The 13,016-nt window shown below is 65.6% G+C and carries 13 protein-coding genes; 7 read left to right on the forward strand and 6 right to left on the reverse strand.

Annotated elements, in window-relative coordinates; all coding sequences use genetic code 11:
• Positions 1–3: 3 nt before the first annotated feature.
• The 7 genes from BRSPCE3_RS15895 to BRSPCE3_RS15925 are packed head-to-tail and all read left to right on the forward strand — an operon-like array spanning position 4 to position 7,443.
• Positions 4–858 (forward strand): ABC transporter ATP-binding protein, encoded by an 855-nt coding sequence (locus BRSPCE3_RS15895; RefSeq protein WP_244066788.1) that lies wholly within the window; start codon positions 4–6, stop codon positions 856–858.
• A complete protein-coding gene (locus BRSPCE3_RS15900; protein WP_244066789.1) occupies positions 855–1,646 on the forward strand; it encodes an ABC transporter ATP-binding protein in 792 nt (263 codons plus the stop codon). The genes BRSPCE3_RS15895 and BRSPCE3_RS15900 overlap by 4 nt, the downstream gene beginning before the upstream one ends.
• Positions 1,647–1,654: 8 nt before the next feature.
• Entirely contained in the window at positions 1,655–3,580 is a 1,926-nt protein-coding gene (locus BRSPCE3_RS15905) for a long-chain fatty acid--CoA ligase (RefSeq protein WP_244066791.1), read from the forward strand.
• Positions 3,581–4,453 (forward strand): branched-chain amino acid ABC transporter permease, encoded by an 873-nt coding sequence (locus BRSPCE3_RS15910; protein ID WP_244066793.1) that lies wholly within the window; start codon positions 3,581–3,583, stop codon positions 4,451–4,453.
• Positions 4,453–5,499: a branched-chain amino acid ABC transporter permease gene (locus BRSPCE3_RS15915; RefSeq protein ID WP_244066795.1), complete on the forward strand. Its 1,047-nt coding sequence runs from the start codon at positions 4,453–4,455 to the stop codon at positions 5,497–5,499. Before BRSPCE3_RS15910 ends, BRSPCE3_RS15915 begins: the two co-directional genes overlap by 1 nt.
• Before the next feature lie 32 nt (positions 5,500–5,531).
• Complete coding sequence (locus tag BRSPCE3_RS15920; RefSeq protein ID WP_244066797.1) at positions 5,532–6,692, forward strand: ABC transporter substrate-binding protein; 1,161 nt, start codon at positions 5,532–5,534, stop codon at positions 6,690–6,692.
• A gap of 4 nt (positions 6,693–6,696) precedes the next feature.
• Positions 6,697–7,443, forward strand: a complete 747-nt coding sequence (locus BRSPCE3_RS15925; protein WP_244066799.1) for an NAD(P)H-dependent oxidoreductase — start codon at positions 6,697–6,699, stop codon at positions 7,441–7,443.
• Between the two features lie 11 nt (positions 7,444–7,454).
• Here BRSPCE3_RS15925 and BRSPCE3_RS15930 read toward each other — a convergent pair whose 3' ends face one another.
• From BRSPCE3_RS15930 to BRSPCE3_RS15955, 6 genes are read right to left on the reverse strand one after another with little or no spacing between them, the layout of a single operon-like run.
• The gene (locus BRSPCE3_RS15930; protein ID WP_244066801.1) at positions 7,455–8,648 is read right to left on the reverse strand and encodes an acyl-CoA dehydrogenase family protein; all 1,194 of its coding nucleotides are present in this window, start codon (positions 8,646–8,648) and stop codon (positions 7,455–7,457) included.
• Complete coding sequence (locus BRSPCE3_RS15935; protein ID WP_244066803.1) at positions 8,645–9,580, reverse strand: alpha/beta hydrolase; 936 nt, start codon at positions 9,578–9,580, stop codon at positions 8,645–8,647. Before BRSPCE3_RS15935 ends, BRSPCE3_RS15930 begins: the two co-directional genes overlap by 4 nt.
• Positions 9,580–10,329, reverse strand: coding sequence for an SDR family NAD(P)-dependent oxidoreductase (locus BRSPCE3_RS15940; protein ID WP_244066805.1), 750 nt, complete (start codon positions 10,327–10,329; stop codon positions 9,580–9,582). The genes BRSPCE3_RS15935 and BRSPCE3_RS15940 overlap by 1 nt, the downstream gene beginning before the upstream one ends.
• A 1-nt stretch (position 10,330) precedes the next feature.
• Positions 10,331–11,125 (reverse strand): enoyl-CoA hydratase/isomerase family protein, encoded by a 795-nt coding sequence (locus BRSPCE3_RS15945; protein ID WP_244066807.1) that lies wholly within the window; start codon positions 11,123–11,125, stop codon positions 10,331–10,333.
• Between the two features lie 13 nt (positions 11,126–11,138).
• The gene (locus BRSPCE3_RS15950) at positions 11,139–11,636 is read right to left on the reverse strand and encodes an aromatic-ring-hydroxylating dioxygenase subunit beta (protein ID WP_244066809.1); all 498 of its coding nucleotides are present in this window, start codon (positions 11,634–11,636) and stop codon (positions 11,139–11,141) included.
• Entirely contained in the window at positions 11,636–12,895 is a 1,260-nt protein-coding gene (locus tag BRSPCE3_RS15955; protein ID WP_244066810.1) for a Rieske 2Fe-2S domain-containing protein, read from the reverse strand. Before BRSPCE3_RS15955 ends, BRSPCE3_RS15950 begins: the two co-directional genes overlap by 1 nt.
• Positions 12,896–13,016 lie beyond the last annotated feature (121 nt).

Consider the following 13,016-nt stretch of genomic DNA (forward strand, 5'->3'; position numbering starts at 1 on the left):
ACGATGCCGGCGACCGTCTCCCATCCGACGCCGCAAGAAGCGCCACGCTCCGCGCCGGCGCAGGACGCCCTGCTCGAATTCCGCAACATAAGGATCGTCTACGACAACGCGATCGAGGCGATCCGCGACGTCTCGATCGCGGTGCCCGAGGGCAACATCGTCGCCCTGCTCGGCTCCAACGGCGCCGGCAAGTCGACGTTGCTGAAGGCGATGTCCGGCATCCTCTACACCGAGGAAGGCGTGATCGAGAACGGCAGCATCCGCTTCCGCGATGACGAGGTGCATCGCCTCGCGCCGGACGAACTGGTGCGCCGCGGCATCGTGCAGGTGCCGGAGGGCCGCCGCGTGTTCGCGGCGCTGACCATCGACGAGAATTTGCAGATGGGCGGCTACACCAGGACCAGCGCCGAGGCGCGCGAGCGCCGCGACAAGGTGTTTGCGTTGTTTCCGCGGCTGCATGAACGGCGCGACCAGATCGCCGGCTACATGTCCGGCGGCGAGCAGCAGATGCTCGCGATCGGCCGTGCGCTGATGACCGATCCGGTGCTGCTGGCGCTCGACGAGCCGTCGCTCGGCCTCGCGCCGCTGATCATCGACCGCATCTATGAGGTGATCGTGCGCCTGCGCGACGAGCTGAAGATGACGGTGCTGCTGGTCGAGCAGAATGCCCAGCGCGCGCTCGACATCGCAGACTACGGCTACATCCTGGAAACCGGCCGCGTCGTGCTCGACGGCACGGCAAAAAGGCTCACCGCCAACGAGGACGTCCAGGAATTCTATCTCGGCGTCTCCTCCACGGGGCGCAAGAGCCTGCGCGACGTCAAGCACTACAAGCGCCGCAAACGGTGGCTGTCGTGACCGCGCTGCTCACAGTCGAGAGCCTGTCGAAACGCTTCGGCGGCCTGCAGGCGGTCGCCGACGTCAGCCTTCAGGTCGCGCCCGGCGAGATCTGCAGCGTGATCGGTCCGAACGGCGCCGGCAAGACCACGCTGTTCAACATGATTTCGGGCGTGCTGCGACCGAGCGGCGGCCGCATCACCTTCGACGGCATCGACCTCGCGACCATCTCGCCGTGGAAATTCGCCGCCGTCGGCATCGGCCGCACCTTCCAGAACCTGGCGCTGTTCAAGCACGGCACTGTGGTCGAGAACATCCTCACCGGCCGTCATACCCATCTGCGCTCGACCGTGCTCGATGCCGTGGTGTTCTTCGGCCGCACCAGCAAGGAAGAGATCGCGGCCCGGCAGCGCGTCGAGCACATCATCGAATTCCTCGAGATCGAGCATGTCAGGGACGCCGTGGTCGGCACGCTGTCCTATGGACAGCAGAAGCGCGTCGAACTCGGCCGCGCGCTCGCCTGCGAGCCGAAGCTGCTGCTGCTCGACGAGATGGTCTCCGGCATGAACCAGGAAGAGACCGAGGACATCGCGCGCTTCGTGCTCGACATCCGCGACCAGCTCGGCATCACCGTCGTGATGATCGAGCACGAGATGCGCATTGTGATGGACATCTCCGACCGCATCCATGTGCTGAATTTCGGCCGCAAGATCGCCGAGGGCGCGCCCGACGAGATCAGGCGCGATCCGGCGGTCGCGGAGGCCTATCTGGGCGGCCAGCGCGCCGAGGCCATGAAGGTGGGCGCGTGATGTCGACGATGGACAGTTTTCGTACCGTTCATTCGCCGTTGCAAGCCAGCGCGCCACGCAACCTGCCGGCGGCGGGCGCCGACGCGTTGCAAGCAGCGCTGGCGGATGCCGCCATCACCATCCCGCAACTGCTGCGGCAGCGCGCCGCCATGCATGGCGACGCGCTGGCGCTGCGCGAGAAGGACTACGGCATCTGGAATCCCTATTCCTGGTGGCACTATTACGACACCGCGCGCGCGGTGGCGCTGGGCCTGCTCTCGCTCGGCATCAAGCCGGGCGACCGCGTCGCCATCGCCGGCGAGAACACGCCGGAATGGTTTTATGCCGATCTCGGCACGCAGATGATCGGCGCGGTCGCGGTCGGCATCTATCCGACCAATCCCTGGGTCGAGCTGCAATATATCGTCAAGCATTCCGGCGCCCGGATCGTCGTCACCGGCGACCAGGAGCAGACCGACAAGGTGCTCGACGCGATGGCCAACAATGGCGGACTGCCGGACCTCGAGGCCATCGTCTGCATCGACATGAAGGGCCTGCGGCACTACCGCCAGTCGGAACTGATGTCGTTCGAGGCACTATGCGAGCGCGGCAAGGCCTATGCCGAGGCGAACCCGGGCGCCAACGCCACGCTCGACCGGCTGATCGGCCAGGGCGCGCCCGACGACGTCTGCATCCTGGTCTATACGTCGGGCACGACGGGCCCGCCCAAGGGCGCGATGCTGACGCACCGCAATCTGGTCTACGCCGCCTATGCCTACGCCGAGACCGTCGGGATCGCCGACAAGCCGTTCGAGGCGGTGAGCTATCTGCCGCTGTGCCACGTCGCCGAGCGCTGCTACGGCACGGTGACGCATCTGGTGCTCGGCGGCACCGTCTCGTTCGCCGAATCGATCGACACCGTCGCGCTCAACATCCGCGAGATCGCGCCGACATTCTTCGTCGGCGTGCCCCGCATCTACGAAAAGCTGCAGCAGGGCTTCCTGTTCAGGCTCGGCGAGAGCGGCCGGCTGCGGCAGGGTTTTACCAGGGCCTGCCTCGGCTGGGGGCGCACGCTGTCGGATCGGCGGCAGGCCGGCAAAGCCAACTGGCTCGATCACGCCGTATACGGGCTGCTTTACCTGCTGATGTTCCGCAATTTGCAGCGCCATCTCGGCTTCGCCCATAGCCGGCACCGGCTGTGCGCCGGCGCCTCGATCTCGCCGGAGACGTTGCGCTTTTTCGACATCATCGGCCGCCCGGTGTCGCAAGGCTACGGCCTCACCGAGAGCGGCGGCGTAGCCTTCATCCAGACCGAGAGCCATCACCGGATCGGGGGCTGCGGCGTGCCGCTGCCGCAGACCGAATGGAAACTCGACAGCGACGGTGAGATCCTGCTGCGCAACCCCGGCGTCTTCAAGGGCTACTTCCTAGACGAGAAGGCCTCCACCGCCTCGCTCGAACCGGGCGGCTGGCTGCGCACCGGCGACATTATCGATGTCCTCGACAATGGTGAAATCGCCGTGGTCGACCGCAAGAAGGCGATCATCATCACTGCCGGCGGCAAGAACATCGCGCCGTCGGAGATCGAGAACGCGCTGAAGGACTCCGAATTCATCAAGGAAGCGATCGTGGTTGGCGAAGCCAGGAAGTACCTCGGCGCCATCGTCCAGGTCGATTACGACAATGTCGGCCGCTGGGCCCGCGACCGCGCGCTGGCCTACACCAACTACAAGTCGCTCTCGCAGCTGCCTGAAGTGCACGAACTGGTCGAGCGGGCCGTCAATGAAACCAACAAGCGCTTCGCCCGGGTCGAGAACATCAGGCGCTTTGCCATTCTCGAGAAGGAGCTCGACCATGACGACGGCGAGCTGACCGCCACGCAGAAGGTGCGCCGCGCCATGATCGAGAAGAAGTTCGCGCGCGAGCTCGCCATCATCTACCAGGCGGAGGGCTGAATGCAGTATCTCGTCCAGCTCCTGATCTCCGGGCTTGCGATCGGGGCGATCTACGGCCTGATCGCGATGGGCTTTGCCGTGATCTACAAGTCCACCGGGCTGGTCAATTTCGCGCAGGGCGAGATGACCATGATCACCGCCTATATCGCCTGGACGATCTCGACCACGGTCAGCGGCAATGTGTTCGTGGTCGCGGCGGGCGCGATCCTCGCCGCGGTCCTGCTTGGCCTCATCATCGAGCGCCTGGTGATGCGGCCGATGCTGGGGGAGCCGGTTTTCGCCACCGTGATGGTCACGATCGGGCTCGCGGTGATCCTGCGCTCCGCGATCAACTTCATCTGGGATGCTTATCCGCATGGGCTCGATATCGGCATCGGCCGCGGCATCGTGCATCTGGGCAGCATCGGCGTACGCACCGGGCAGATTGCCGTCATCGTCACGCTGCTTTTGCTGCTCACCGCGATCTGGGCGTTCTTCCGCTATAGCAAGGTCGGCGTCGCGATGCGCGCGGTCGCGGCCGACGATCGCACCGCGCTGTTGATGGGCATCAGCGCCACCAGGGTGCATGCGCTGGCCTGGGCCGCCTCCTCGGTGATCGCCGGCATCGGCGGGGTGTTCTTCGCGCTGTCCTACGATCTGTCGCCGGCGATGTTCCAGCTCGGGCTGAAGGCGTTTCCGGCCACGATCCTGGGCGGGCTCGATGCGGTGCTCGGCTCCGGCCTCGGCGGCCTGCTGATCGGCATCACCGAAAACCTCGCCGGCGGCTACCTCGGCTCCGGCATGAAGGAGGTCGCGGGCTTTGCCATGATCATCGTCGTGCTGATGGTCCGCCCGTTCGGCATTTTCGGCGAACGCGACATCGAGAGGGTGTGATGCGCACGGGCGATTACAAGCAGAGCTATGGCGAGCTGGTCGCGCTGATCGATTCCCCGCCGGTGTGGTTATGGTCGGCCGTGCTGCTGCTGGCGTTGATCGCAGCACCCTTTGTGTTGAACTCCTACGCGCTGTCGTTCCTGATGATCATCCTGATCACGATGACCGGCGCGCTCGGGCTCAACATCCTGACCGGCTACACCGGGCTCATTTCGCTCGGCCATGTCGGCTTCCTCGTTACCGGCGCCTATGCCTATGCGGTGCTGGTGTCGAAATATCACATGCCGCCGCTGGTCGGCTTTCTCGGCGCCGGCGTGGTGCCGGCGCTGGCGAGCCTGATCGTCGGCGCGCCGTCGTTGCGGCTCAAGGGACTCTATCTCGCGATCACCACGCTTGCCTTCTCCTTCATCATCAACACCGTGATCCTGGAGATGCGCTGGCTCACCAACGGCGCCCGCGGCATCCAGGTGCAGCGGCCCGAGATCTTCGGCATCAGCTTCGACAGCGATGCGGCCTTCACCTATCTCTGCCTCGCGATCGCGACACTGACGCTGCTCGCCACCCTCAACATCCGCCGCAGCCGGGTCGGCCGCGCCTTCGTCGCGATCCGCGACAACGACACCGCGGCGCGCGTCATGGGCATCAACCTGCACGCCTACAAGCTGTTCGCCTTCGTCACGTCCGCGTTCATCACCGGCATCGCCGGCGCGCTCTACGGCATCTATCTCTCCTTCGTCAGCGTCGAGGGCTTTCCCTTCCTGCTGTCGATCGAGGCGCTGGCGATCCTGATCGTCGGCGGGCTCGGCTCGGCGCTCGGCGCCGTGCTCGGCACCATCCTGATCGTGCTGCTGCCGGAGGCGACACGGCTGGTGTTCAGCCTGTTCAGCGCCCAGATGGACGCGACCTTCACGACGGGCGCGCAGGAGCTGAAGAGCATGCTCTATGGCCTCGTCATCATCCTGTTCCTGCGCTTCCAGCCGCGCGGACTGGTCGGCGCCTGGCACGACATCAGGCGGACCTGGGTGCACTGGCCGCTGCGTTACTAACAAAAAAAGACACACATCATGAGGAGGAAACAATGATCAAGCACCTGGCGGCGGCCTCGCTGCTGCTCACCACGGCCTGTCTTGCGATCGGCCCCGCTGCCGCCGCCGACCCGGGGTTCACCGACACCGAGATCCTGATCGGCGACGTCGAGCCGCTGACTGGCCCGCCGGCGCTGCTCGGCGTCGCCGCCTCGATCGGCCACAAGATCGCGATTGCGGAAGCCAACGCCGCCGGCGGCATCAACGGCCGCAAGATCAAATATGTGCTTGAGGACGACGGCTACGTCACCGCGCGCACCATCCAGGGCGTCAAGAAGGTGATCGACGTCGACAAGGTGTTTGCGATGCTCGGCATTTCCGGCTCGGGCCAGTCGATCGCCGTGATGCCGGTGCTGGAAAAGTCCGGGATCCCGACCGTGATCGACGTCGCGCCGGTGAAATTCCTGTGGGAGCCGGCGCGCAAGAACGTGTTCGTGGTCGGGCAATCCTACGAGGAGGGCATCGTCCATCTCGTCAATTTCCTCGCCGACAAGAACCCCGGCAGGAAATGGGGCCTGATCACCCAGGACGACGATTACGGCATCACCGTGCGCGACGGCTTCGATACCGTCGTCAAGGCCAAGAAGCTGAACGTTGTCTACAGCGGCAATTACAAGAAGGGGCAGCAGGATTTCTCGTCCGACATGCTGCAGCTCAAGGACGCCGGCGCCGAGGTGTTCCTGGCCGGCGGCATCATCGGCGAGAACATCGCGATGATGAAGGAGCTCGAGAAGCTCGGCATCAAGCCGGTGACCGGCATCTTCTGGCCCGGCCGCATCGAGCCGGTGCTGAAGCTGATGGGGCCCGCCGGCGACGGCATCTACGCGGTCGACTATGTCGAGCCGTTCGCCGGCGCGGCCGGCAAGGCGTTCCTGGAAAAGGCCAAGCCGCTGGTGTCGGAAGCCGAGTTCAAAGGCATCAACCGCTACACCATGACCGGCTATGCCGCCGCGAAGGTCCTGATCGCGGCGATCGAGCGCTGCGGCAAGCAGCCGACCTGGGCCTGCACCATCTCGGAGCTGGAGAAGACCAAAAATGTCGAGACCGGCGTGATGGCGCCGATCAGCTTCGGCCCCGGCGTCCGCTTCTCCAACCAGAAGCTGCAGATCATGCAGGCCGATACGGCAACGCTCAGCTTCAAGCCGGTGGACTAGAACCATGAAGGTCCTGATCGTCTTTGCTCATCAGGAGGCGCAGTCGTTCAATGCGGCGCTGCTGGCGCGGTCGGTGGCAGAGCTGACCGCGCTCGGGCATACGGTCAAGATCTCCGATCTTTATGCCATGCGCTTCAATCCGGTGGCGACATCAGACGATTTCGGCGCGCGGCGGTTTCCCGACCGGCTGCAATATGACCGCGAGCAGAAATACAATCTGCAACAGGGCGCGCTCAGCGGCGATATCGCCGCCGAGATCGAGAAGCTGCTGTGGTGCGACGTGCTGATCCTGCAGTTTCCGCTGTGGTGGTTCTCGGTGCCTGCCATCATGAAGGGCTGGATCGACCGTGTGTTCGTCAACGGCGCGGTCTATGGCAGCGGCCGCCGCTACGACACCGGCGGCCTCGCCGGCCGCCGCGCCATGGTCGTGACCTCGACCGCCGCCTATCCCGGGATGTGCGCACCCGACGGGCTGGTCGGCGCGCTCGACGTGGTGCTGTGGCCGATCCAGAACGGCACGCTGGCCTATGCCGGCTGCAAGGTGCTGCCGCCCTTCGTGTCGTATTCGGTGAATTTCGTCGACGAGGCGACGCGGCACCGCTATCTCGACGATTATGCCGAACGGCTGCGACGGCTCGAGACCACCGAGCCGCTGTTCTTCCATCCGCTGGAGGATTTTGGGCAGGACTGGCGGCTGAAGCCGGGCATGGCCGCAAGGACCGTTGGGCAGCGGTCGCCGACGGAGCCATAAGGGCGGCCCATTCACATCCGCTTGGCGACTTCCTCCAGCATCACTTCGGTGGCGCCGCCGCCGATCGTCAGCACGCGGGCGTCGCGCACCATGCGCTCGATCGCCGTGCCGCGCATGAAGCCCGAACCGCCATGCAGCTGCAGGCAGCCATGCACGACCTCGTGCAGCACCTCCGGCGACAGCGCCTTCACCATCGACACTTCGCGGAGGCAATCCTGTCCGGCCGTGGCGAGCTCGGCGGCCTGATAGGCCAGCGCGCGCGCCGCAGCCGCTTTGGCGGCGAGCTGGGCGAGCTTGAGCCGCACGCCCTGCTGGTTCCAGAGCGGGCCGCCGAAGGCCTGCCGCGTCTTCACATAGTTCGTCGTCAGCTCGATCGCCTTGGCAGACTCGCCGGCGCAGATGCCGCCGATGCAGATGCGCTCGTTCTGGAAGGTCTCCATGATGCCATAGAAACCCCTGTTCTCCTCGCCGAGCAGATTCTCCGCCGGCACACGCACATCCTGGAAGCCGAGCTCGGCGGTGTCGGAGCAGAGCCAGCCATGCTTGTCGAGCTTGGTTGCCGAAATGCCCGGCGTGTTGCGTTCGACGATGAACAGTGAGATGCCACGGCTGCCCTTGGCGTGCGGGTCGGTGCGCGCGGCAACGATCAGGATGTCGCCATAGACCGCGTTGGTGATGAACATCTTGGCGCCGTTGATCACCCAATGATCGCCATCGCGCCGCGCGCGGGTCTTGAGGCCCGCGACGTCCGATCCGGCATCGGGCTCGGTCACCGCGATCGAGCACACCGTCTCGCCGCGGATGATCGCCGGCAGGTATTTCTGCTTCTGCTCCGGCGTACCGCGCAAGGAGATGTGCACTGCCGACATGTCGGTATGAACCAGGATCGACGAGGTGAAGCCGCCGAAGCTCGAGCGACCGAGCTCCTCGGCGAACACCATCGAGGCCAGCGGCCCCATGTCGGTGCCGCCATATTCGGGGGCATGGCGCATGCCGAGGAAACCGAGCGCGCCCATGCGGCGATAGATCTCGCGCGGGATCTTGCCGTCACGCTCCCACGCCTCGGCATGCGGCACCACTTCCCTCTCGACAAAGCGGCGGACCTGCTCGCGCAGCATCCGAAGCTCCTCCGGCAGATTGGGCTGCTCCGGGAAATGGAATTCGGTCTCAGAGAGCTGGCGCGGATCCGAGGTCATGACGTTCATTGTGGCGCCCTTTGATGGCCGATGTGAAGATGGTTGCGCAGGAAATCCGCGAGGGCCGCGATCGCCTCTCGCGCCTGCGGAATCTCCGGGAACATCTGGAACACGTGGATCATGCCGTCCCAGACCTGGAGTTCGACGTCGACGCCGGCGGCCTTTGCCTTCGCGACCAGCTCCGTCGAGTCATCGCGCACGGTCTCGCGGTCGCCGACCTGCACCAGCAGCGGCGGCAGGCCGGCGAGATCGGCATAAAGCGGCGAGGCCAGCGGATCGCGGGGATCGCCGTCCTTGCCGAGATAGTTTCTGGCGAGCGCCAGGATCATCGCGCGCTGGTGGATCGGATCGGCTGCGGCCCTGCTCTGATAGCTCGCCCCGGTCGCGGCAAGATCGGTCCACGGCGACATCAGCGCGCCCGCCGCGGGAAGAGGCAAGCCACGATCCCTCGCCGCGAGCATCGCAGCGAGCACGAGATTGCCGCCAGCCGAGTCCCCGGCGAAGGCAATCTGCGCAGGACGCGGGCCCTGATCGCGAAGATACTGAAAGGCAATCAACACATCATCCAGCGCCGCTGGAAAGCGATGCTCCGGCGCGAGGCGATAGGCGATCGTAAGCACACGGCAGCCGGATGCATCCGCAACTCGCGCGGCCAGCTCGCGATGCGAGGCGATCGAGCCGATGCGGAAGCCGCCGCCGTGAAGATACAGGATCGCCTTGTCGCGCGGTGCGCCTGATGGCACCAACCATTCCCCGTCGACGCCGTCGGCAGAGACCGGTTGACACGTCACCGGCACTGAGCAGCCGGCAAAGGCTTGGTCCCAATCGCGGCGCATCTGCGCCACCGATGTCTCGCGGGTCCAGCCGCGATAGATCGCACGCAGGCGCTCGATTGCGCGCTCGACCGGCGCCACGGCGATATCGTCGCCCTCGATAGCCATCAGCCGCCGATTCCCATGCCGCCGGACACGCCGAGCGTCTCGCCGGTGATATAGGCGGCCTGGTCGGAGGCCAGGAACAGCGCGGCTGCCGCAACCTCCTCCGGCTCGCCGAGCCGGCCGAGCAGCGTCGCGGCGGTCATCGCCTGCAGGATCTTGTCGCCGCCCTTTGCTACCGCCTGCTCCAGCATCGGCGTGCGGATCGGTCCAGGCGCGATCGCGTTCGCGGTGATGCGATAGCGCGCATTCTCGCGCGCAATGCTCCGGGTGAAGGAGATCACGCCGCCCTTGGCCGCGGAATAGACCGCGCCGCCCTTCGAGCCGAGCCGTGCCGCCTCTGAGGTGACGTTGATGATGCGGCCGAAGCGCGCCGCCTGCATCGCCGGCAAAGCGGCGTGGGTACATGCGAGCACCGAGGTGAGATTGACCGCGATCAGGCGGGACCAATCCTCCGTAGATGTGTCGGTGAAGAAGGCGTGCTGATCGACGCCGGCGTTGTTGACGACGATGTCGAACGGGCCGTCCTGGGCCATCACGGCCTTTACCGCCGTGGCATCGCTGACATCGAGTCCTGCGACCACGGCACCGGTGTCGCGCGCGAGTTCCGAGGCCGCGGCGACGTCGAGATCGGCGATCACGACCCTGGCGCCGGCGCCGGCAAAGCTGCGGACAATCGCAGCGCCAATGCCGCGCGCGCCGCCGGAGACGAAGGCCCGGCGGCCGTCGAGACGCCCGAATGGCAAGGTCGCCACCTCAGCGCCCCGTGAAGACAGGCTTGCGCCGCTCGATCACGGCGGCAAGCCCTTCGCGCGCGTCGGCCATCCCCGAGAGCTCGGCCACCGTGCGCGCCTCTTCCGACAGGCATTGCTCGATGCTGGTGCCGGTACCGGCCCAGACCAGCCGCTTGGTCGCGGCAAGCGCCTTCGGCGCACCGGCCGCGAGCTCCCGCGCCAGCGCGAGCGATGCGTCGGCAAGCTCCGCATCGGGCACCACCTTGGTGACGATGCCCATCTGCAACGCGTCCGCCGCCGGGATCACCGGGTTGGTCAGCAGGATCGACATCGCCCGCCGCAGGCCGACCAGCCGCGACAGCGTCACGGAGACGCCGGCATCGGGTGCCATCGCCACCCGCGTCGCACCGGCGAGGAATTTTGCGGACTCCGCTGCGATCACGATGTCGGAGGCGCAGACCAGGCCGAAGCCGCCGCCGCCCGCCGCAAAGCCCTGCACCGAGGCGATAACCGGCGCTTCGAGCCGCAGCAATCCGGTTACCGCATTCTGCAGATAGGCGGTGGCCTGGCGGATATAATCGGGCAGCTTCTCGCCCCTGGCGGCAAAGGCGCGGACATCGCCGCCGGCACAGAAGTTCGTGCCCTCGCCGCTCAACAGCACGACGCGCAGATCGGGATGGCCGTGGCACACCATGATGGCGTCGCACAGCGCGCTTAACAGCTCGGCACTCATGCCGTTGGCCGCATCAGGACGGTTGAGCCGCAACCGCGCGATGCCGTCGGTGATGTCGAGCAGGACGGGGCCCTTGTCGATCATGGCGAGACCTCCCCTAAACCAGGAATGACAGCGTGTAGATCGCCTTGTCGTTGTTGACGAGGATCACCTTCTTGCCGGCCATCCGCAATTCGCCATCGACATGACGCAACCGGTATTCATTGCGCGCCGCCCACAGCGTGTCGTCGCGCAGGCTTGACTCGAAGATCAGGCTGTTGCTGGCAACCGCGATGTCGCCATCGTCGGGCTGCTCGTCCATCAATTCGATGTTGGAGATCAGCCGGCGCAGGTTCGACTGCGGTGTCTGGGTGAAGTGCTTGCCGGTCATCAGCTGGCGGACGCGCAGCGCGATCCGCGAGCGGTTGTCGTAGATGATCGACATCTGCCGCTCCGGATCGATGTCGGCGCCGTTGGCCGGCACCCAATAGACGCCGTCGTCGGTCCAGAGCTTCTCCCAGGCCTCGTATTGATGCTCGTCCTGCAGCCGCGCCTCGCGATAGAGGAAAGCAGTGATGGCGCTCATCAAGGTGGCGCTGCTCTCGCGCGACAGCATCAGGCTGGCTCCATCAGCTTGCGATAATGGGTCCAGATGCCGCGCGACGGCACCTCGTCGGTGACGTGGCCGACGGTGAAGCCGAGCTCATCCTGTCGCTGGCGCTTCTCGCCGCGGCCGAGGAAGATCCATTCCGGATTGCGCGCCAGCACCCCGCGATGGCAGCGCTCGTACATCTCGGAATCGTCCGCGAGCAGGAAGCCGGCCGGGCCGACCGAGCCCATGGTCTGCTGGCGCAGCCTTCGATTCAGATCGGGCGCGCCCTTGAACTGCAGCGCCGTGACGTGCTGCACGCTGTCGTCGACGCCGAGCGGCTGGATCACGAACATCTGGATCTCGGCAATGAACAGATTCGGGAAGATCATCACATGCGGCGTGCCGTCGATCATGATCTGGCGCGCCGCAGTGTCGCCATAAGCCGTCTTCATCCGCGCGGTGTAGTCGGGCAGCCGCTCCTCGCTGGTGCCGAACCAGCTCATCGGCGCGTCGCGCTTGCGGAACTCGGGCCGCAGATCGATCTCGGTATGGCCGTTGCCGTAATCGCGGGTCAGCGCGGTCGAGGCGCCGCCGTAGAGCTTGCCGATCATGCTGTCGGCGACGCCGAAGATCGAGGTGTGCACGAAGGCCGGGTGATAGCCGTCGCACTCGTTCTCAAGGATGAACTTCCAGTTCGCCTTGACGCGATGCTTGAGGAAGCCCGCCGTGATCTCGACCTCGCCCTCCGGCGATGATCGTACCAGGCGATCGATGGTCTCGGCGGCACCGCCGAGATGTTCCTTCAGGGTCGGGCCTTCGGCTGCGAACGAGCCGAACACGAAACCGCGGTAGGACTCGACGCTCGTCACCCGCCCGAGCGCGAGTTGCGACTTGTCCTGTCCCTCATAGCCGTCAGGAAAGGCGTAGCCGACTAGGCGGCCGTCATTGGCGAAAGTCCAGGAGTGGAACGGACAGGTGAACGAGCGCGCGTTGCCGCGCTCAAACGAGCAGACCTGGTTGCCGCGGTGCGAGCAGCGATTCAGCAGCAGATTGACCTTGCCCTGCTCGTCGCGCGTCATGATCACGGATTGCGGGCCGATCGACTTGACGACGTAGTCGTTGGCGTTCGGGACCTCGCTCTCGTGTCCGACATAGACCCAGGTGCGGTACCAGATGTTCTTGAGCTCAGCCTCGAAGACGTCAGGGTCGGTGTAGAGCGATCCGTGCACCCGGTCGGGCCGGATCAGCCGTTCCCATGGCGAGACGCCGGTCATCATGTTCATCGCTCCGTCTCCCTCGCCGGCCACTTGCCGCGAACGTCTTTGCTGCTCGCTCAATAATAATCCGAACGACCGTTCGGTGAATTAATAGCACGGGCGCTGCGGGGCGGCAAGCTTCTTTCGA

The organism is Bradyrhizobium sp. Ce-3, from assembly GCF_022835695.1.
GTDB lineage: Bacteria > Pseudomonadota > Alphaproteobacteria > Rhizobiales > Xanthobacteraceae > Bradyrhizobium.